We start from the raw sequence: 19621 nt of genomic DNA on the forward strand, positions 1-19621 counted from the left end.
CTCAAGAAAATCCAACCGATACTGAGGCTAGTCGAACGATGGAACTGAGGACCATGAGGGGGCGGTCGTCGAACCTATGCGCAGACCATGACCGAGCGCGGCTTCGTCACTCAAGCGTTCGATCCATCCTATACGGACGAGAGCAGTGGCGAGCCGCGCTCGTCTGCCCGCAGGTGTGATCATGCCTGTGAAAATGATGATCCATGCTATAGAGCTTCGCCATATTCGCTATTTCGTGGCCGCGGCTGAGCATGGCAGTTTCCGTAAGGCTGGAGCTGCTATCGGTGTTCACCAATCCGCATTCGGCCGACGCATCCGCGATCTCGAACATCACCTCGGCGCCGCCTTGTTCCATCGGCATAATGGAGGCGTCAGCCTGACCTTCGCTGGTCAACGCTTCCTGCGGCGCGCCCGAAAGATACTAAGGAGCATCGGCGATGGCATGCTGGATGTCGCCGCCATCGGCCGCTCCGAGCACGGTCATGTCAGGATCGGCATCTACTCCTCGATCGCGTCCGGTTTTCTGGCGGAGCTGCTGCGGCGCTATGTCGATCAGTACCCCAACATTCAGATTGATCTGATCGATGACAATCCTGCCGAGCACGTTAGCCGAATCCGGCAGCTCAGGCTCGAGGCCGCCTTCGTGACCGGCGAGCGGGAGTGGCCGGACTGTGAGCGAATGTCGCTCTGGTGGGAACGCGTGTTCGTCGTACTGCCCGAAGACCATCGCTTGGCTGGGCGCGACGAAGTTGAGTGGCGGCAGCTAGCGAGAGAGAAATTCATTGTCAACGAAGCTCCGCCAGGTCAGGAGGTTCACGACTACCTGGTACAACGCCTCGCAGCCTTCGGATATCATCCAGAGATACAGGTGCAGCATGTTGGTAGGGAAAATCTTCTGCCGCTTGTCGCGCTGAACCGGGGACTGACCGTCGTCAGCGAAGCGATGACGGCGGCCCGGTTCCCGGGAATCTTGTACCGGCCAATCGCTGGCGAGGTTCTACCCTTTTGCGCGCTGTGGTCTGCCAGGAATGACAATCCAGCCCTGCTCCAGCTCATTGAGCTTGGCCGCTCGATGGCGAAGTCAAGCGTTCCACCGCCGCCTTCGTCGATTGAAGCGAGCGCCGAACTTTCGCAAAGCCGCGGTCAGTTGCAATGAACCGCTCCAGCATCGGCACGATCAGCCTGGTGGGATCGGTGATGGGCTGGCCTGACTCGCGAGCGAGGGCATCGGCATAGGCTGCAAGGTCCCGGTGAAGCGACGCCGGTAGCTCCACGGTCGCCTTTACGGGCTTCTCGTCGACGATCGGACCGAGCTTCAGTTTCGCCACATCAGCCTCCATAGGGTTCGAGAATGAGATCGCGCGTGACAATGACGCGGACCGGATAGCCCGGACGAATGGTCAGCGTGGGCGCGACCTGCAACTGACGGCGGATGATCTGCTGACCGGCGTCATTGATGGTGTCCTGCGCTCCATCCCGTATGGCGCGGATCAAGCGATCCTCATCGCTGACGGCCAGCTCCGAGCCGACGGCCAGCAACGTGGAGAGTCCTGCGGCTTTCGCGAGATCCCACCAGTGATAGTCCACGCCGTCCTGGAGGCCCGCGTACCCTTGCGGATCGGCTCCCGGCTGTCGCTCCAGAACGATGGAGCGTCCGTTGGGAAGGATCAGCCTGTTCCAGACGAGGAGCACCCGGCGTTGCCCAAAGCCGACGTCGTTGCTGTATTCACCGATGATGCGCGTTCCCTGCGGCACGATGAGGATGCGGCCCGTCGGGCTGTCATAGATGTTCTCCGTGACCTGGGCGGTGATCTGCCCGGGAAGATCGGAGCGGATGCCGGTGATCAGCGCGGCTGGAATGACGGCGCCGGCCTGAAGCACGTAGGGAGAGGCCGGGGCCATCACGCGATCCGCAGCCACCGTGCGACGATCCACCGGTCCGTTCAGAAAGGCGAGCTGGCGATCCTGCGCCGTCTGGGCGCCGACTTGTGTCCCCAAGCCTGGCAAGCCGGGCGCAGCCGTACCTGCCGACGTTGCGGTTGCTCCCGGTCCGGTCTGGAAGAAGACGCGGCTGGTTCGCGCTGCTTCCAGCTCCGCGAGACGACGTTGTTCTTCGGGATCGGGTTGCGGCGTCGCCATCGATGGCGGAACGACTGGCTGGCCGCGATTCTGGGCATCAAGGATGGGCCTTCCGAGGTCGCCGGGCAGAGCTGGACCGAGCACGGGACCCGTGTAGTCACGCGGCAGGCCAGCAAGGCCGTCGGCGGTTGGGCGGTTCTCCGTCGAATAGAGTTCCTCATTGCTCTGCCCGGCATCGCGCGTCTGCAGCGCGTATATGAGGGCCCCGCCGATGCCGATGCTGACGACGAGGCCCGCGCTCGCGAGGACCTTGCGGGAAAGGCGCGTCACGCGGGGCGGTTCAGCGCGTAAGCGCATGGGCGCCGCAGACTCCGCAGCCGCCGTCGTCGGGGCCTCGTCATTGGTCGTTTCGTTGTCGCTCATGACGCGGGTCTCCCGTCGGTACGCACGATCCTGACGGTTTGCTGGCGATCGCCGCTGCCGAGGCGCAGCTCGGCGGCGCCGAAGATCCGGTCGACGATCAGGATGTTCTGATAGATGCGGCTGTTGACGATCTGGGCTTCGCCGCCCGAGCCGAGGACGAAGATGGGCGGCATTTCGCCCTGGACGATGCCGCGGGGGAATTCGACATAGACCCGTCGACCGTCGTCATAGACGGAGATCGGCCGCCACGGCGGCGTGTCGCCGGTCAGTCCGTATCGATATCGGCGCGCGGAAGCGGCGGGAATGACTGGCGTCGCCGAAACATTCGCGCGCTGTGAGGTGGGAGGCTCGGGATAAGCCCAGGCGATCGCCGGCATGTAGGGCGTCTCGGCGGCGCGCAGCTCGATCATGTACATCCGCCGGTCGGTCGTGATCACCAGATTGGTGGTGATGCCCGTGCGCGTCGGTTTCACCAGGACATGGACGCGGCGGGAGAGTCCCGATCCGCTTTCGGTGTCGCCGATGATCCAGCGGGCGGTGTCCCCGGCGGCGATCGGACCGGCGCCGGTGAGACGTTCACCGGGCTCGAGCGCGATGTTCGTGATCTGACCGGGCGAGGCATAGACTTGATAGAGGGCCCCTTCGCTCCACGGATAGATCTGGATGGAATTGTAGTACCCTTCGCGCCGGGGCTCGACGCGTGCTGCGGCGTTGGCGTTCTGAACGCGCCCGGTCGGCGTGTTCGCAGCGGTTCCCCCACGCGCCGGCGTCCAGGCCGGTGGGGTGTGAAGGGGTCGCGGTCGCTCCTCGGTGACAGGCGGCGGCACGGCCGGCAGGGACGGCACGTTGTCGTCGTAGCTGATCTGAGGGGGTTTGGTCGTCGCGCATCCCGCCAGCGCCGTGGCGGAGAGCAGCACAAACGCCAAAGCGTGTTTACGGAAAGCCGGATTGCCTGGTTTTCGCAAAGACGTGCTCATTGGGACATCTCCCGCGACCATGAGATGGCGTTGACGTAGATCCCGAGCGGATTGGCGCGCAGCCGTTCGGCATCGCGCGGGGTCTGGATCACGATGGTGAGGATCGCGGTCCAGCGCTCAGTGGTGGCGAGTTGACCGTTCTCGTAGCGCCTCTCCGTCCAGGCGACGCGGAAGGAATCCGGTGACGCGCGGATGACGCTGGAGACTTCCACCGCGATCTGCTGACGCCCGACGCGGGTGAACGGATCATTGGCGCGGGCATAGTCGTTAAGCGCGGCTGCGCCTCGGTCCGTTGTCCATTCGTAGGCCCGAAGCCAGTTCTGGCGGACGATGATGGGATCGGCCGGGATGGCGCGGACTTGCTCTATGAAGCGGCCGAGATGGAACGCAATCTGCGGATCGGTGGGCCGATAATCGGCCGTAGCGGCCGCGACGGTCTGCGCCTGGCCGAGGCGATCGACTTGCACGACCCAAGGCACGACGGTCCCGCGCGCCGATTGCCAGACGAGCGCCGCAGCGAAGCCGGCGGACAGGATCAGGGAGCCGAAGGCCATGGCGCGCCAGTTTCTGGCCTGAACGCGGGCCGAACCGATGCGGTCGTCCCAGACCTGTGCGGCCTTTTGGTAGGGCGTCACGGGCTCGGGCGACTTGCCGTAATGGGCTGCGGGTCTTTTGAAGAAGCTCATGAGCGGTCACTTTCGGAAAGGTTGACGGATGAGCCGCCGCCGTGGCTGTCGCCGCCCCGAACGGCGTGGGCCGCGAGGGTTGCGCCGTGGGCAATGGAGCGGCTGCGTTGCATGCGCTTGGCCCAGGCCGGGGGACCATCGCGGGAAGCGGAGGACGTGTCGGCGGCGGTTTCGCCGCCGATGGTCCCCATGGTCGAGGAGCCGCCAGTGGCGCCGAAGCCTGCTTTCGCGCCGTCGGAGAAGCTGGACTTCATGCTCTCCGCGGCCCGCGACGTCGCGCGTTTCAGAGGGGAAACCGTGGCCGCACCGGCCGCGCGGGCGACGCCGCCGAGACCAGAGGCGACGCCCGATGCGCCGGACTTGCCCAAGGAGCCGAGGCTGTAGGCGGCGCTTGCGCCACCAGCGGCGGCTGCACCTCCACGCGCAACCGCGGCGCCGCCGGACAGCGCCGCCGCTCCTCCCTTAACGGCAAGGCCGGCTGCTCCGCCGGCGGCAAGCGCCGCGCCGCCAACTGCCAGGCCGGTGCCGACGGCAGCCCCTGCGCTGAGCTGTGGTCCGCCCTGGACCAGGCCGGCTGCAATGCCGGGGCCGAAGATGCCGAGACCGAGCAAAGATAGGGCAGCCAGCACGACGGCCATGGCGTCGTCGATCGTTGGCGTCTGACCGCCGAAGCCGGTCGTGAACTGCGAAAACAGCGTCGAACCGATGCCGATAATGACGGCGAGGACCAGAACCTTGATGCCGGAGGAAACGACGTTGCCCAGCACCCGTTCAGCCATGAAGGCGGTTTTTCCGAACAGGCCGAAGGGGATGAGCACAAAGCCGGCGAGCGTGGTCAGCTTGAACTCGATCAGCGTGACGAAGAGCTGGATAGCGAGAATGAAGAAAGCGAGGATGACGAGCGCCCAGGCGAAGAGCAGACACGCGATTTGGATGAAATTCTCGAAGAAGCTGATCCAACCCATGAGATCGGAGATGGATTCGAGCAACGGTCGCGCGGCATCGAGGCCGGTCTGAGCCACTTTGCCGGGGCGCATCAGGTCTTGAGCTGTGAAGCCTGTCCCCGAGCCCTTGAGCCCGAGGCCCGCAAAGGATTCGAAAATGATCTTGGCGAGATTGTTCCAGTTGCCAATGAGATAGGCAAATACACCGACGAAGAGTGTTTTCTTGACAAGCCGTGCGATGATGTCGTCATCGGCGCCCCAGCTCCAGAACAGTGCTGCGAGCGTCACGTCGATGACGATCAGCGTGGTCGCGATGAAGGCGACCTCGCCGCCAAGCAAGCCGAAGCCGCTGTCGATGTAGGAGCTGAAGACTCCAAGGAAGTTGTCAATGACGCCTGCGCCGCCCATGGTTCAGCGTCCTTCTTGTTGCTGATCTGCTGGGAGCGGCGCACGCCCGAGGAAACGATCGCGGGTTTCCGCCCATACCCGCATGCAGTCGGTGTCGCTGGCGGCCGCCTGACCAAGCTGCTGGCACCGACGCTGCGCGTCCCGAAGCGGATCTCGCATCGGCTGAACCGGACTGGCCGATTGCTGCAATGGAGGTGATTCCTTTCGGGTCATCTCGATCGCCGTCGCCGTGATGGCGATGGCGATGAAGACGACCGCGCCCAGCCGGGCCAGCAACTTGCCGTCCATGGCAACGCCCTCAGTTGCCGTTGCCGTACATGCGGGCGTTGCCCGGCTGATAGCCGGCGCCCGGCGTCAGAAAGCGGCGGCGCTGTTCGCGTCCCTGTTCGGCAGCGGCCGCGCGCTCGGCCTCGGTGAGTGCTCCGGACCGGCCGTTGGCCGAGATTAACGCGATCAGGTCCGAGAGCTGCTGCGACTGGAGCGCGAGGAGCTGGTTGCCAGCCTGCGTCGCCTGCAGTGCGCCGGTCGCGCCCTGGCTTTGGCTGACCAGCGAGGACATCTCGGTCCGGTTGGTGTCGATATTGGTGACGACGCCGGCCTGCACGCGCATGGCGTCCTGAAGACTGCCGACCGTGTTCTGCCAGCGGGTCTGGGCGCCGGCGATCAGTTCGGCGTCCGTCGCCGAGAGCGAAGCCCGGCCATATTGCTGCCGGAACATCCGGTCGACATTCTGGACGTCAAACGCGATGTTCTGCGCCTGTTGCAGGAGCTGCTGGGTGCGCTGGACGTTCTGCTGGAGCTGCTGAAGCGACGAGTACGGCAGGCTGGCGAGATTGCGCGCCTGGTTGATCAGGCCCTGCGCCTCGTTCTGGAGGCTTTTGATCTGGTTGTTGATCTGCTCGAGCGTGCGCGCCGCCGTCAGGACGTTCTGGGCGTAGTTCGAGGGGTCGTAAACAATCCGGCCAAAAAACTGCGCATGAGCGGGCGCCGTCAACATGGGCGACAAAGCCAGCGGCATCGCCAGCATGGTTGCGGCGAGCATGAGCGCGCGCCGGGGGGAACTATGGGTCTTCATGGTCAAGCCTCCTTCTCGGGCAGCGTAGGGATGAGGTTGGTGAGGTCGGGAATGAGGTCAGCCGCCCAATCGACGCCGCGCAAACGCAGCCAGGCCGCGAGGAAGCGTTCGCGGCCGTGCTCAGCCATGGTGCGCGCGATCAGGGATTGATCTGTCTTGGAGGAGGCTGCGGCGAGCGCGAGACCGACTTCGGAAAGGCCCAATTCGAAGAGGCGGTTTCCCCTGCGGCTCTGGCAGTAGTAGTCGCGCTTGGGCGTGGCCCTTGCCAGTATCTCAATCTGTCTGTCATTCAGGCCGAAGCGTCGGTAGATCGCCGTGATCTGCGGCTCGATCGCGCGCTCATTGGGAAGAAGAAGCCGCGTCGGGCAGCTTTCGACAATCGCGGGCGCGATGCCGCTGTTGTCGATGTCCGACAGCGACTGGGTAGCGAAGATGACGCTGGCGTTCTTCTTACGCAGCGTTTTCAGCCATTCGCGAAGCTGGCCGGCGAAAGCGTCGTCGTCGAGGGCCAGCCAGCCCTCGTCGATGATGAGCATAGTCGGCGAGCCGTCGAGGCGGTCGCCGATGCGATGGAAGAGGTAGGACAGGACGGCCGGGGCCGCGCCTGTCCCGACAAGGCCTTCGATTTCGAACGCCTGCACCGACGCCGATCCCAGATGCTCGATTTCGGCGTCGAGCAACCGGCCGTATGGACCGCCAACGCAGTAGGGACGAAGCGCCTGCTTCAGATCATTCGATTGCAGCAGAACGGTCAGGCCGGTGATCGTGCGCTCCTCGACGGGCGCGGAAGCGAGCGAGGTGAGCGCGGACCACACGTGCTCTTTCACCTCTGGCGTGATCGTCACGCCTTCGCGGGTCAGGATGGAGATCAGCCAGTCAGCCGCCCAGGCGCGCTCGGGCGTGTCATGAGTTCGGGCCAGAGGTTGCAGCGAGACGGATGAATCAACGCCCTCGGTGAGGTCGCCGCCCAGGTCGTGCCAATCGCCGCCCATCGCCAACGCCGCCGCCCGGATCGAGCCGCCGAAGTCGAACGCAAAGACCTGGGAATTGGCGTAGCGCCGGAACTGCAAGGCCATGACGCCAAGCAGAACCGACTTGCCCGCGCCAGTCGGGCCGACAACCAGCGTGTGGCCGACATCGCCAACATGCAGGGAAAACCGGAACGGGGTCGAGCCTTCGGTCTTGCCGAACAGCAAGGGGGGCGCTCCGAAATGCTCGTCCCGTTCCGGCCCCGCCCACACCGCTGAAAGCGGGATGATGTGGGCGAGATTGAGCGTCGAAATCGGGGGCTGGCGCACATTGGCGTAAACGTGCCCTGGCAAAGAGCCCAGCCACGCATCGACGGCGTTGATGGTTTCGGCCATGCAAGTGAAGTCGCGGCCTTGGATGATCTTCTCGACGAGGCGCAGCTTCTCGTCCGCCGTGCGCGGATCATCATCCCAGACCGTGACTGTGGCGGTGACGTATGCCTGGCCGGCGTAGTCGGCGCCCAGTTCCTGCAGGGCGAGGTCTGCATCGGCCGCCTTGTTCGCAGCATCGGTGTCCACGAGGGCGGAGGCCTCGTTGGTCATGACCTCCTTGAGGATCGCGGCGATCGACTTGCGCTTGGCGAACCACTGACGGCGGATCTTGGTCAGCAGCTTGGTCGCGTCGGTCTTGTCGAGCAGGATCGCGCGTGTCGACCAGCGATAAGGAAATGCGAGGCGATTGAGGTCGTCGAGGATTCCGGGCGTCGTCGCGGTCGGGAAGCCGACGATGGTGAGGATGCGCAGATGCGCGGTTCCGAGGCGTGGTTCGAGCCCTCCGGTCAGAGGCTGATCGGCGACCAGCGCATCCAGATAGATCGGCGTTTCCGGAACCCGTACGCGATGGCGTTTCGTCGAAACCGCCGAATGCAGGTAGGTCAGGGTTTCCGCGCTGTCGAGCCACGCGCATTCCGGCATGAAACCGTCCAGAAGCGCCACTACCCGATCGGTCCGATCAACGAAGGTGTTCAGAACTTCGTGCGGATCGAGGCCGCCGCGCTCTCGGCCCTCATAGAGCCAGGCTTCGGTACGGGCCGCCTCCTCAGCAGGGGGCAGATAGGTGATCGTGAGGAAGTAGCCGGAAACGAAATGCGCGCCCGCTTCTTCGAAATCGGCCTTGCGCTCGGCGTCGAGCAGACCGGATGCGGCGTCGGGGAAGACGCTCGCCGGATAGGTCGACGCCTCATGGCGCTGGGCCTCGACGAAGATGGCCCAGCCCGATCCCAGGCGCCGGAAAGCGTTGTTGAGGCGGCCGGCGACGGCGACCAGCTCGGCGGCGACCGCAGAATCGAGATCAGGGCCGCGGAACCGGGCCGTGCGTTGGAACGATCCGTCCTTATTGAGGACGACACCTTCCGCGACGAGCGCGACCCAGGGAAGATAGTCGGCCAAGCGTGTGGCGGTTCGGCGATATTCAGCCAGATTCATCATCGGTCGCGCTCCTCAGACAGACAGGTGGCCGGGGATGCGCAGGTGTCGGCGGCCGACCTCGACGAAGAGCGGGTCGCGCTTGGCCGCCCAAACCGCCGCGAAATGACCAATCGCCCAGATCGCGAGGCCGATAAGCCAGAGGCGCAGGCCCAGACCGATCGCGCCGGCGAGTGTGCCGTTCATGATCGCGATCGAGCGCGGGGCGCCGCCGAGCAGGATGTGCTCGGTCAGCGCCCTGTGGACCGGGACGGTGAAGCCGGGCACTTCGGCGAGCTGTTCGAGAACAGCCGCCATCAGACGAGCGCTCCGCCGCCGAACGAGAAGAACGACAGGAAGAAGGAACTGGCGGCGAAGGCGATCGACAGTCCGAAGACGATCTGGATGAGCCGCCGGAAGCCGCCTGAGGTATCGCCGAAGGCCAGCGTCAGGCCGGTGACGATGATGATGATGACGGCGATGATCTTGGCGACGGGGCCTTCGATCGACTGCAGGATGGACTGCAGCGGCGCCTCCCAGGGCATGGACGAGCCGGACGCGTGGGCCGCTTGGGAAAATAGGACGCTGATGGAAATCGCAGCGGCCGAGGTCGCAATGACATGGCAGCCGCGCGCGAGCGTGCGGATCATGAGAGTTCTCCTGTGCTGGGGGTGGTGGCTGGCGTGATGCGGTAGTCGCCATCCGAGCCGAGCCCCTCGACGCTCGCGAGTTCGGCGAGCCGGCGCGCAGTGCCGCGGCCCGACAGAACAGCGACGAGATCGATCGTCTCGGCGATCAGGGCGCGCGGCACGGTGATGACCGCTTCCTGCATGAGCTGCTCGAGGCGACGCAGCGCGCCAATGCCGGAGCCGGCGTGGATCGTTCCGATCCCGCCCGGATGACCCGTGCCCCAAGCCTTGAGCAGGTCCAGCGCCTCCGAGCCGCGAACTTCGCCAATCGGGATGCGGTCGGGCCGTAGGCGCAGGGACGAACGGACCAACTCGGAGAGCGTCGCGACGCCGTCCTTCGTGCGCATCGCGACGAGGTTGGGCGCTGCGCATTGCAGCTCGCGCGTATCCTCGATGATGACGACGCGATCGGCGCCCTTGGCGACCTCCGCCAGGAGGGCGTTCGTCAGTGTGGTTTTGCCGGTGGAGGTTCCGCCGGCGACCAGGATGTTGGCGCGTGAGGCTACGGCCTGGCGAAGAATCTCCGCCTGGTCGGCGGTCATGATGTTCGCGGCGACGTAGTCGGCGAGGCTGAAGACGGCGACAGCCGGCTTGCGGATGGCGAAAGCGGGCGCCGAGACGACGGGCGGCAGCAGCCCTTCGAAGCGTTCGCCGCTTTCCGGCAGCTCCGCCGAGACCCGCGGGCTTCGCGGATGGACTTCGGCGCCGACATGGTGGGCGACCAGCCGCACGATACGTTCGCCATCGGCGGGCGAAAGACGCTCCCCTGTATCGGCGAGGCCCTCTGACAGGCGATCCACCCACAGGCGGCCGTCGGGGTTGAGCATCACCTCGACGACGGCGGGATCTTCGAGAAATTGCGTGATGGACGGGCCGAGCGCTGTGCGCAGCATGCGCGCGCCGCGAACAAACGCCTCAGGTTTATGACTTGTGGTCGTCATCTCGGCCCCGCTTCTTGACGGGGCGCGAAAGTCGATCCCCGGATCGGGGTCAATTAAAAGAGCCTGAAATCAGGTCGCTTCAACAAGTATCGGGCGTAGTAGTAGTGTGGCGTGCAAATACAGGAGAACGGCGGCGGCCAGCTTCTGACGCTACCAAACATCGTCCTACTGGTTGCCGCCTCCAATGCTCTCCGAGTCGGCTCCGATATCTTCGGAGATTTCTTGTCGGAGCTTCGGGCCCTGGGCCAAACGGCGACCGAGCGCCGTCACAAAGCCCTCATAGCGTTCCGCCGCTTTGGCGCGAGCGGCATGGGCCGCTGGCTCAGGGAGGGCCGGCGTGGTGGCCAGCCAGAACTTGATGAACACCGCCAGGCTTTCAACCGAGATGCCGACATCCCGCTCCATGCGGGTCAGTCGGCGGTCGAGCTGATCCAGACGCTTTGCGACAATCGCCTCACGTCTTTCGGCATCATCTGGAGACAGAAAGGATGCGATCGCCGCCTCAGCAATCATCGACTGCGACTGTTCCCGTCGCGCGGCGTAGTCGCCGAGCATCGTCGTAACGTCCGGGTCGAGATAGACCGAGATCTTAACCTTCTTCCTTTGTCCGGCCATGGCCTACAACTCCATGCCGTCATTGGGGTCGAGCGACACCTGACGGGCGACCCCTTGCATCAAGCGGGTCATGCGCCGGTTCTGCGCCGCTTCTTCATCAGGCTCCTCGGGAAGATCGAACTCGAATTCATTCTCGATCGGAGCCTTCTTCTCCTGTGGCGCCGTGCGATTGAGCTCGGGCTGATGGCGGCATTCGGATTCGGTCGGGTCTTCATCGGACGACGTGGATGCGGCGGTCGCATCGATCCCCTCGGGACAAGTCGGGACAGGAAGGCTGCTCCAGTCGTCCTTACGTCCCTGCGCGAGCTTGACCAACGCGGGCGGCGCAAGGATGCGCTCCTTGAAGCGGCCGTCCTCGTAATAGCGGGCTTTCTTCGCCCGGATTGGGGGCGTCCCGGCCACCATGACGATTTCGTCGCTGGGCGGGAGCTGCATGATTTCGCCGGGGGTGAGTAACTGGCGGGCGGTTTCCGAGCGCGACACCATCAGATGGCCAAGCCAGGGCGACAGACGGTGGCCGGCGTAGTTCTTCATCGCCTTCATCTCGGTGGCGGTCCCCAGCGCGTCGGAAACACGCTTGGCGGTGCGCTCATCGTTCGTCGCGAAGCTGACCCGCACATGGCAATTGTCGAGGATCGAATTGTTCGGGCCGTAGGCCTTTTCGATCTGGTTGAGCGACTGGGCGATGAGAAAGCTCTTGAGCCCGTACCCCGCCATGAAGGCCAGCGCGGATTCGAAGAAGTCGAGGCGGCCCAAAGCCGGGAACTCGTCGAGCATGAGCAACAGCCGGTGCCGTCCGGCCTTCGCCTGCAGATCCTCGGTCAGGCGCCGCCCGACCTGATTGAGGATCAGGCGTATCAGCGGTTTGGTGCGGTTGATGTCGGAGGGCGGCACGACGAGGTAAAGAGTGGTCGGCCGCTTGCCTTCCACCATGTCGGTGATGCGCCAATCGCATCGCCGCGTGACCTCGGCCACGACCGGATCGCGATAGAGGCCGAGGAAAGACATGGCGGTGGACAGCACGCCCGATCGCTCATTGTCGGATTTGTTGAGCAACTCGCGCGCAGCGCTGGCGATCACCGGATGGGGTCCCGCCTCTCCGAGATGCGCGGTCTTCATCATGGCCGCCAGCGTCGACTCGATCGGCCGCCGCGGATCGGACAGGAAGGCGGCGACGCCGGCCAGCGTCTTGTTGTCCTCGGCATAGAGGACATGCAGGATGGCGCCGACCAGCAGGGCGTGGCTGGTCTTCTCCCAGTGGTTTCGCTTCTCCAGCGAGCCTTCGGGATCGACCAGGATGTCGGCGATATTCTGCACGTCGCGGACCTCCCATTCGCCGCGGCGCACCTCCAACAGCGGATTGTAGGCTGACGATTTCGGATTGGTCGGATCGAACAGCAACACGCGGCCGTGCCGGGCGCGGAAACCGGCGGTGAGCTGCCAATTTTCGCCCTTGATGTCGTGGACGATGGCTGAGCCCGGCCAGGTCAGGAGCGACGGGACGACGAGGCCGACGCCCTTGCCGGATCGCGTCGGCGCAAAGCACAGGACATGCTCGGGTCCATCGTGCCGCAGATATTCGTGGTTGTAGCGGCCGAGCACGACGCCGTCCGGTCCGAGCAATCCGGCCGCCTTGACCTCGGCTTTCTCGGCCCACCGAGCCGAACCGTAGGTCGCGACATTCTTCGCCTCGCGGGCCCGGCGGACGGACATGGCGATGGCGACCGCGATGGCGATGAAACCGCCCGATGCGGCGATGATCCCGCCCGTGGCGAACACCTCCGGCGCATAGGCGTCGTAGAAGTACCACCACCAGAAGAGCGCAGGCGGGTAGTAGATCGGCCAGCCCGCAAGTTCGAACCAGGGTTCGCCGAGCTGCCCTTGAAAGCCGAGACGCCAGGCCGTCCATTGTGTCGCTGTCCAGGTCGTCACCAAGATAATGGTGAAGACGACTGCAATCTGTCCCCAAAGGACTTGGCCTCCGCGCACGCTGGCTCCAATCGACGAATAAGATGGAGCCGTTCAGAAAGTAGCCGGACACGGGACAAGCAACAGGAAAGATGTAGGCGAAGTACAGCCGAAAACTGTGGCGCGCACATAGGACGGTTTCGCCTGACGGCCTTCCTCCTCGATCCGGCTAGAGACCGAGTCCGCGCTTACGGCCGAAGCTCCAATCGACGCCCCCATCATTGCGGGCGACGCCTGAGACATGACGGCCAAGCTGCTTCTCCAACGAGGGGCTCCAGGGCACGAGCTGGAAGCCGAGGCCGTCGTCAATCATGGCGAAGCGGCCGGAGGCGAGCGTCAGGCGCTGGCGATAGGCGCCGGCGACAAACTCGCCGTTGGCGGCGGGCTTGTGCGGCAGGCCCGTATCGGCCGCGAGCTTGTTGGCGACCGTCTCCAGCTCGCGCCGCCGCAAGTTTTCGATCAGGTTGCGGGCGAAGATGATCCGTCTGCCCTGGCGTTCGGCCAGCCCTTGCCCGACCAGATGATCGGCGCGCCGGTCGAGCGCATCGCGGACCTCAGCGCCGAAGCCGTTTTCGGAGAGCGAGGCCGGCTCGCGGGCGATGGCCTGCCGGTCGAGCCAGGTGCTGCCGGATGCCGTGATCTGGGCGGTGAGGTCGAGATCGGAGCGCACGGCGAGCGCGGCGCGGCGTTCGCCTTGGGCGTCCTCGAACCTGCGCAACTCGACGATCGAACCCGGAGCGCTGTCGCCAGCGGCATCGAGATGGGGCAGCTTGATGTGGTGGGTCCGCCCGTCCACCCCGTCGACCACGGCGTAGGCCGTGCCCTTCAGCTCATCATCCAGGCCGCGTTCGACCAGGCGGCCGATGATGGGCAGGTCGAGGCTTTCCCCGGCGATGACATAGTCGGCCGAGCCGCGCTCGATGCCGCGCTCGGTCAGGGCGCGGTGCATGCGTTTGATGATGTCTCCGCGTTCGCCGAGCTCGCGCAGGGCCAACTCGGCGTCGGGCTTGATGAACCATTGCGAATGGCCGACCTGTCCCGCGACACCGAGAACTTCGAGCCTGCGCAAGCGACCAACCTTCAGCGCGTGGAATTCATTCGGCGTCTGGTCTGCGCGCGGCGCGAGATCGATGATGCCGGATTTGCCCGCGTCGCGGACAAGCTGCCGGTCGAGTTGCGTCCAGCGCTCGGTCTCGATCTGCCGCTCGAGCGTTCGGCGGATATCCAGATCGGTGCGCGGCCCGAGTTCCTGGGTAATGAGATCGCGCGCACGGTCGCGCATCCCCTCCTTGATGTAGTCGCGGGAGACGACGAGGTCCTGGCCATCGTCACGGACGCCGCGCACGATGAGGTGGATGTGGGGATGCTCGGTGTTCCAATGGTCGACGGCGACCCAGTCGAGCCGCGTGCCGAGGTCCTTTTCCATCTGGCCGACCAGGTCGCTGGTGAAGGATCTGAGATCCGACATTTCCAGCGCGTCGTCCGGCGAGACGATGAAGCGGAAATGATGCCGGTCGTCCTCGCAACGATCGGCGAAGGCGCGGCCGTCCGCCTCCCCATCACCCGGCCCGAACAGCCGGGCCTTCTCTCCGTCACGGGTCACGCCGTCGCGGCGCAGATAGTCGAGGTGGGTGCCGAGCGGCGCCGATCGCGCCGAGTGCCGCACGACGCGGGCCTTGATGACGGCGCCGCGCGTGTGGGCGGTGATGAGCCTGTTGGCCTGGATGGAGGCGCGCTGACCGCGCCCGAACCGCGAGCGGTTGCCGGAGACGACGCGGCCTGAACGCGGCACGCCGCCGCCGGCCTTCTTCGCCGCGGCCAGCGCCTGGGCGATGAAGGGTCGCGCCGACTGCGCACGGGTCGAGCGAATGCGCCCAAGCCGGACGCGGAATTCGTGCTCATCGGCCATGGCGCAGCCCCGCACGGTGCGAAAAATCGCGGGGACATAAGAGATTGAGGGTGTCGCGCACCGTGCGGGCAAACCCGGCACGGTGCGCGGCGCGCCCAAAAATGCTGTAAAAACAACCGACCGACCGAGGCGCACCGTGCGCCCTTTTATCCTGCCATCGTGCGGTTGTTGTGCCTGTCCCCCTCCCTCGCGCCCTCCATGCCACGCTGGAGCCCGACGGGGTGCGAATTTGGACCGGGGCCGTCATTGCGGGTCTCCGGTATCGTCGCGAGCGAGAATAATGGGCGCTGCTTGCGATCCTCCGTCGCCATCCGGCGCAGCCGTAAGGGACGAGCGAGCGTTGACCGCACGGCTGCCGAATGGTGCGCCGTTTGCAGAACCAGCGTCGGCCGATCGCGTAACGAACAGCGGGGCCTCGCGCCAATCTGGCGTCAGCGGCGGCGGAGCCGGAGCGCCGCTCGAGGGCGCCGCAGAGCCGAGCTGCGGGGCGAGAAGAGCGACATAGGCGCGGGTTTCGGCGGGCAGCGCTCGGCCCGTCGCCAAGTGCTCGTCGTAGCGGCCTGGTCCCGCATTGTAGGCCGCGAGCATCGCCGGAATCGTGCCGTAGCGGTCATACATCTCACGCAGATACGCCGTCCCCGCGAAGATGTTGTCGCGCGGGTCGTAAGGATTGCGGCCGAGGCGATAGCGCACGCGAAGCCCTGCCCATGTGTCGGGCATGACCTGCATCAAGCCCATCGCCCCGGCCGACGAGATCGCGCGCACGTCGCCTGCGCTTTCGGCGCGCTTGACGGCGATGATCCACGCTTCGGGAATGCCGAAGCGCTGCGAGGCTTCGGCCACATGACCGGCGTGCGGATCGACGGATGCCGTGCGCGCCGGTGGCGCGGTCTGCGCGCGGACGGGCAACGCCGCGTTCGCTGTCAGGACCAGGCCGGAAAGGAGGAGAAGGACGGCGCGCTGCATGGCGTCAGTCCTTTGCGTCGCGCTTGGTCGGACGGCTCCAATGCAGGGACCAGGCCGAACCGGCGTCGTCGTCGCGGAAGAGATTGGCGCGGATCGGGTGCGGGAAAGCCGGATCGTCTATGACGAGTGCGACGTATTCGCCTGCACGTTCGCCGGTGCGCGTCCAGCCCGCGCCGATTTCGGGACCTTCGTCGCCGCCTTGGTGAATGCGGTAGTCCGGGGCGTTCTCCGTCTCGGACGGTTCGGCCGGGATGATGGCGAGATCACGGGTCAGCGTCAGCGTGTGAATCTGTCCGGTGAAGCCGTTCGCTTCGCGGGTGAACATACCGATCTGCATGGGAAGTCTCCTTGGTTGCGGGTGGGAAAAGGGAGCGATCAGCGCGTCGGCGCGCGCCAGACGAAGCGGCCGTCGCCGTCCTCGTCGGTCCAGACGGGCGTCGCGCGGCCGATCACGGTCGTGTCGGCAAGCGGACCGAAGTAGCGCCCGTCGAGGCTGTCGCCGGCGTCGGGATTCATGAGGAAGAGTTCGCCCGCGGCGAGCTGTCGGCAGCCCTGCCAGATCGGCAGTTCGCGGCCGATGCGATCGCGATCGCGCGCATCGCCGAGCGGCACATCATCGACGGTGATCGCCGCGCCGATGCGACAGACGCGCTGTCCCGGCAGCGCCATCACGCGCTTGAGCAGCGGCACATCGGGACCGATGTAGCCGCGCCGGACCATGAAACCGGCGAGCGGTTCGGGTGGCATGATGGCGACGAGATCGGTGACCTCGAGCCGGTGAGAGGGCGCGATGCTGTAGAGGCCGATCGGCACGCTCGGTGTGATGTTCCAGACAAGCTTAGTAGTTGTCGGAACGGCGATGGCGATCGTAGCGCCGAGCGTGGCGATGACCGTGGCTTTGACGTAGGCGGCTCGGGTCATCCTTCGACTCCGTGCCGCTTGAGCCACGCCAGATGGCGCTCGGTCGTGTAGGGGCGCGGCGCGTGACCGGCCTGCATCCGGTGGGCGACGTGACGCCAATGGTCGGGCGCAACATCGCAGGCGTCGATGCCGAGCGCTTCGATGGCATCGATATGTCGAAGCACGTCCTCGACCTTCGGCCAGCTCTCGACCTTGAGCAGGATTTCGCCGCCGGGGCGCACGAAGGGAACTGTCTGGTAGGCCTCGCCCCGCGCGATCGCGCGAAGGATGTCGATGCGTGAGATGATCGTGCCGTAGTCGTTGGCGGCCCAACGAACGAAGGCGAAGACAGCGTTCGGCGGGAAGCCGACGACACGTCGACGGCGGTCGAGGATCTGTTCGTGGGCTTGGCGGCCGAACCTGATCCAGTATTCGATCTTCTTCTCCAGCCACGTCAGTTCGACACGGGTCATGTCGTTGTGAAGATGCGCCGGCGGCACTGGACCGCTGCGCACGCGGGAGGCCGCAATGCCGGTCATGAGGTGGCTCCATCGTTCGGGGGAAACTCGCGCTCGAGCAGCGCACGCAGCATGTCGGCGACGGTGACGCCGTGCTGGAAGGCGACAATCTTGATGCGGCCCCGCAGGTCCGGTGTGATGTCGACGGTGAGCCGTGCGGTGAAATTGGAAGCGGCGACCTCGCGCGGCGGCGCATCGGCCGCCTTGATCCACTGCTCGGCGTCGGCAGGGCGCGTTGCGAAGCCGCGTCGCGTTGGGCGCTCGCTCATGCGCTTGGCCTCCCTGCACGAAGGCGGCCGATTTCGTTCGCCAGCGCCACGACCTCCCGGGCCGCCGTCGCCGCATCATCCAGCTCGCAGACAAGGCGGCCGGTCTGCGCCGCCGATGCGAAGGCGATGCGCTGTCCGATGGTTGTGGCGAGCACGGGCGGATCGTGATCGGCCAGCGTCTCGGCGGTCTCCCGCGCCAGGACAGTGCGCGCGCCGCAGCGGTTGAGAACGAAGCGCGCCAGAAGATCGGGCCGGTAGATGCGCGCTTCAGCGAGGAGCGCGAGCATTTCTGCCGACGCCCATCCGTCGAGCGGCGACGGCTGCACCGGGATCAGGACGAGGTCGGCGGCGAGCAGAGCCGAGCGCATCAGCGCGGCGACGCGTGGCGGGCCGTCGATCACCACATGATCGACATCGCGTGCCAGCTCGGGCGCTTCGCGGTGCAGCGTGTCGCGCGCCAGGCCGACGACGCCGAAGAGGCGCGGAAGGCCCTCGCGGCTACGCTGTTGCGACCAGTCGAGCGCTGACCCTTGCGGATCGGCGTCGATGACGGTGACTCGCTTTCCGCGGCTGGCCAGTTCACCAGCGAGGTTGAGGGCGAGCGTCGTCTTTCCGACACCCCCCTTCTGGTTGAGGAATGCGACGATCATCGCACCCCTCCCGAGCGACCCCGAAAGGGACGTTGTCCGGCTTGGGATTGATCGTCGAACAGCTTTGTCTGGGCGCCGTTCGGCGCAGTCGCTCTGCGATCCGACGAGCCAGAGCTGAGGTTGCGCGCCGTCGCCCGGATGAGGTTTTCCACATCGCGCGCGCGCTCTTCAGAGTTAGATTCTTGGTTAGACTCTAAGTTAAGGGGCCGATTTCGGCTTTTCTTTCCGTGCGTTAAACGCTGTTTGGGTTCCTGATAGCACGAGCCTGGGGTTCCCGATGGCACGATAGTTCGGGTTCCTGATAGCACGAGCCCGTGCACAGGCTTTCCACAGGGCGCATGCGGCTCGAAGGCGAGCAGGACGCGGCCGCCGGTCTCGACCTCGAGAAAGAGCGCGTAGCCGGGGAGCGGCTGACGGCGGACGATGTCGCGCAGCTCGAAAGCGAAACGCTTGAACGGCGAGAGGCTGCCCGACTTCTGGTGGAGATGGCGCAGGTCGAAACGCCATCCGCTGCGCTGGCGGCCGCCATGCTTGCGCACCAGGCGATAGAGCCAGCGGTCCAGGCCGCCCGTCAGATCGAAATAAGCGCGGTCGATGGTCAGGACGAGCGCGTCATCGAGCACGGCCTTGTAGAACCAGTCGGGAACAATCAGTTCGATCCCGTCCGGCCGGCCATTGCCGTCGGTGCGTTCCTGCCACTCGTTGATCCATGAGAAGCGGTGGCGACGCCCCTCGGCCGGTTGCCGGATCGAGGTGGAGACGGTGGTCGATTGCAGGCGATCGAGCGCAGCCTTGAGCCGTTGGTAGTCGCGCAAGCTGGTGCCGCGGCCGACATAGGTCAGGATCTCGTATGGGGTGGCAGCCATCAGGCGCGATGTGCGCAGTCCGGCGTCACGGGCTTCGACGATCTGGCTCGCCGCCCATATCAGGATGTCGGCGTCCCAGATGGTCGCCATGCCGTGATCGGGCACCGCTTCCACGCGGATCGCGACGCCGCCGACGGCGAAGTCGATCGGCGCGATGCGATGGGATTTGGAGAGGGAGAAGAAGGGATAGGCCATGAGATCCTGCGCGTCTCTTGGCGCGAAGTCGCCAGGGAGCGCCCGGAACAGGTCGAGCTGGCCGCGCTCCGATGGGTGACGACGCCGCACTGCCATGAACGGACCGGGCGC

At 65.6% G+C, this 19621-nt stretch carries 22 protein-coding genes; 1 reads left to right on the plus strand and 21 read right to left on the minus strand.

What is annotated here, in order from left to right; genetic code table 11:
- Positions 1-181: 181 nt before the first annotated feature.
- Positions 182-1156, plus strand: a complete 975-nt coding sequence (locus BN60_RS18670) for a LysR family transcriptional regulator (protein WP_202949899.1) — start codon at positions 182-184, stop codon at positions 1154-1156.
- Here the strand turns inward: BN60_RS18670 and BN60_RS29920 are convergent.
- The 21 genes from BN60_RS29920 to BN60_RS18770 all read right to left on the minus strand — a co-directional run bounded on the left by BN60_RS29920 (position 1053) and on the right by BN60_RS18770 (position 19606).
- The gene (locus tag BN60_RS29920) at positions 1053-1328 is read right to left on the minus strand and encodes a DUF2274 domain-containing protein (protein ID WP_083856184.1); all 276 of its coding nucleotides are present in this window, start codon (positions 1326-1328) and stop codon (positions 1053-1055) included. The two genes, BN60_RS18670 and BN60_RS29920, sit on opposite strands and share 104 nt — an antisense overlap.
- A gap of 1 nt (position 1329) precedes the next feature.
- On the minus strand, positions 1330-2502 hold the full coding sequence (locus BN60_RS18675; protein WP_020697650.1) for a TraB/TrbI/VirB10 family type IV secretion system protein: 1173 nt from the start codon (positions 2500-2502) through the stop codon (positions 1330-1332).
- Positions 2499-3479, minus strand: a complete 981-nt coding sequence (gene trbG, locus BN60_RS18680; RefSeq protein ID WP_043284097.1) for a P-type conjugative transfer protein TrbG — start codon at positions 3477-3479, stop codon at positions 2499-2501. The genes BN60_RS18675 and trbG overlap by 4 nt, the downstream gene beginning before the upstream one ends.
- Entirely contained in the window at positions 3476-4165 is a 690-nt protein-coding gene (gene trbF, locus BN60_RS18685) for a conjugal transfer protein TrbF (protein ID WP_020697652.1), read from the minus strand. Before trbF ends, trbG begins: the two co-directional genes overlap by 4 nt.
- Positions 4162-5517, minus strand: a complete 1356-nt coding sequence (trbL, locus tag BN60_RS18690; RefSeq protein WP_020697653.1) for a P-type conjugative transfer protein TrbL — start codon at positions 5515-5517, stop codon at positions 4162-4164. The genes trbF and trbL overlap by 4 nt, the downstream gene beginning before the upstream one ends.
- 3 nt (positions 5518-5520) lie before the next feature.
- On the minus strand, positions 5521-5805 hold the full coding sequence (gene trbK-alt / locus BN60_RS18695) for a putative entry exclusion protein TrbK-alt (protein ID WP_020697654.1): 285 nt from the start codon (positions 5803-5805) through the stop codon (positions 5521-5523).
- A 10-nt stretch (positions 5806-5815) separates the two neighbouring features.
- Positions 5816-6592: a P-type conjugative transfer protein TrbJ gene (gene trbJ, locus BN60_RS18700; RefSeq protein WP_020697655.1), complete on the minus strand. Its 777-nt coding sequence runs from the start codon at positions 6590-6592 to the stop codon at positions 5816-5818.
- Positions 6593-6594: 2 nt separating this feature from the next.
- Positions 6595-9048 carry a conjugal transfer protein TrbE gene (gene trbE / locus BN60_RS18705; RefSeq protein WP_020697656.1) on the minus strand — a complete coding sequence of 818 codons (2454 nt, stop codon included), beginning with the start codon at positions 9046-9048 and terminating at the stop codon, positions 6595-6597.
- A gap of 12 nt (positions 9049-9060) precedes the next feature.
- On the minus strand, positions 9061-9342 hold the full coding sequence (locus BN60_RS18710) for a VirB3 family type IV secretion system protein (RefSeq protein ID WP_020697657.1): 282 nt from the start codon (positions 9340-9342) through the stop codon (positions 9061-9063).
- Complete coding sequence (locus BN60_RS18715; protein ID WP_020697658.1) at positions 9342-9674, minus strand: TrbC/VirB2 family type IV secretion system protein; 333 nt, start codon at positions 9672-9674, stop codon at positions 9342-9344. Before BN60_RS18715 ends, BN60_RS18710 begins: the two co-directional genes overlap by 1 nt.
- On the minus strand, positions 9671-10654 hold the full coding sequence (trbB, locus tag BN60_RS18720) for a P-type conjugative transfer ATPase TrbB (protein ID WP_043284101.1): 984 nt from the start codon (positions 10652-10654) through the stop codon (positions 9671-9673). The genes BN60_RS18715 and trbB overlap by 4 nt, the downstream gene beginning before the upstream one ends.
- Before the next feature lie 165 nt (positions 10655-10819).
- Positions 10820-11269: a CopG family transcriptional regulator gene (locus tag BN60_RS18725; RefSeq protein ID WP_020697660.1), complete on the minus strand. Its 450-nt coding sequence runs from the start codon at positions 11267-11269 to the stop codon at positions 10820-10822.
- 3 nt (positions 11270-11272) lie between these two features.
- On the minus strand, positions 11273-13258 hold the full coding sequence (locus BN60_RS18730) for a conjugal transfer protein TraG (RefSeq protein ID WP_020697661.1): 1986 nt from the start codon (positions 13256-13258) through the stop codon (positions 11273-11275).
- Positions 13259-13406: 148 nt separating this feature from the next.
- Positions 13407-15146: a relaxase/mobilization nuclease domain-containing protein gene (locus BN60_RS18735; protein WP_020697662.1), complete on the minus strand. Its 1740-nt coding sequence runs from the start codon at positions 15144-15146 to the stop codon at positions 13407-13409.
- 243 nt (positions 15147-15389) lie between these two features.
- The gene (locus BN60_RS18740) at positions 15390-16112 is read right to left on the minus strand and encodes a lytic transglycosylase domain-containing protein (protein WP_020697663.1); all 723 of its coding nucleotides are present in this window, start codon (positions 16110-16112) and stop codon (positions 15390-15392) included.
- Positions 16113-16116: 4 nt separating this feature from the next.
- Positions 16117-16449, minus strand: a complete 333-nt coding sequence (locus tag BN60_RS18745; protein ID WP_020697664.1) for a DUF736 domain-containing protein — start codon at positions 16447-16449, stop codon at positions 16117-16119.
- Positions 16450-16487: 38 nt separating this feature from the next.
- Entirely contained in the window at positions 16488-17033 is a 546-nt protein-coding gene (locus tag BN60_RS18750; RefSeq protein ID WP_020697665.1) for a S26 family signal peptidase, read from the minus strand.
- A complete protein-coding gene (locus BN60_RS18755; RefSeq protein ID WP_020697666.1) occupies positions 17030-17551 on the minus strand; it encodes a DUF2840 domain-containing protein in 522 nt (173 codons plus the stop codon). The genes BN60_RS18750 and BN60_RS18755 overlap by 4 nt, the downstream gene beginning before the upstream one ends.
- Positions 17548-17799 carry a ribbon-helix-helix protein gene (locus BN60_RS18760; protein WP_020697667.1) on the minus strand — a complete coding sequence of 84 codons (252 nt, stop codon included), beginning with the start codon at positions 17797-17799 and terminating at the stop codon, positions 17548-17550. The genes BN60_RS18755 and BN60_RS18760 overlap by 4 nt, the downstream gene beginning before the upstream one ends.
- Positions 17796-18449 (minus strand): ParA family partition ATPase, encoded by a 654-nt coding sequence (gene parA, locus BN60_RS18765; protein ID WP_020697668.1) that lies wholly within the window; start codon positions 18447-18449, stop codon positions 17796-17798. Before parA ends, BN60_RS18760 begins: the two co-directional genes overlap by 4 nt.
- Positions 18446-19606, minus strand: coding sequence for a replication initiator protein A (locus tag BN60_RS18770; protein WP_043284104.1), 1161 nt, complete (start codon positions 19604-19606; stop codon positions 18446-18448). Before BN60_RS18770 ends, parA begins: the two co-directional genes overlap by 4 nt.
- Positions 19607-19621: the final 15 nt, after the last annotated feature.

Origin of the sequence: Reyranella massiliensis 521 (genome assembly GCF_000312425.1) — a bacterium.
Taxonomy (GTDB): Bacteria; Pseudomonadota; Alphaproteobacteria; order Reyranellales; family Reyranellaceae; genus Reyranella; species Reyranella massiliensis.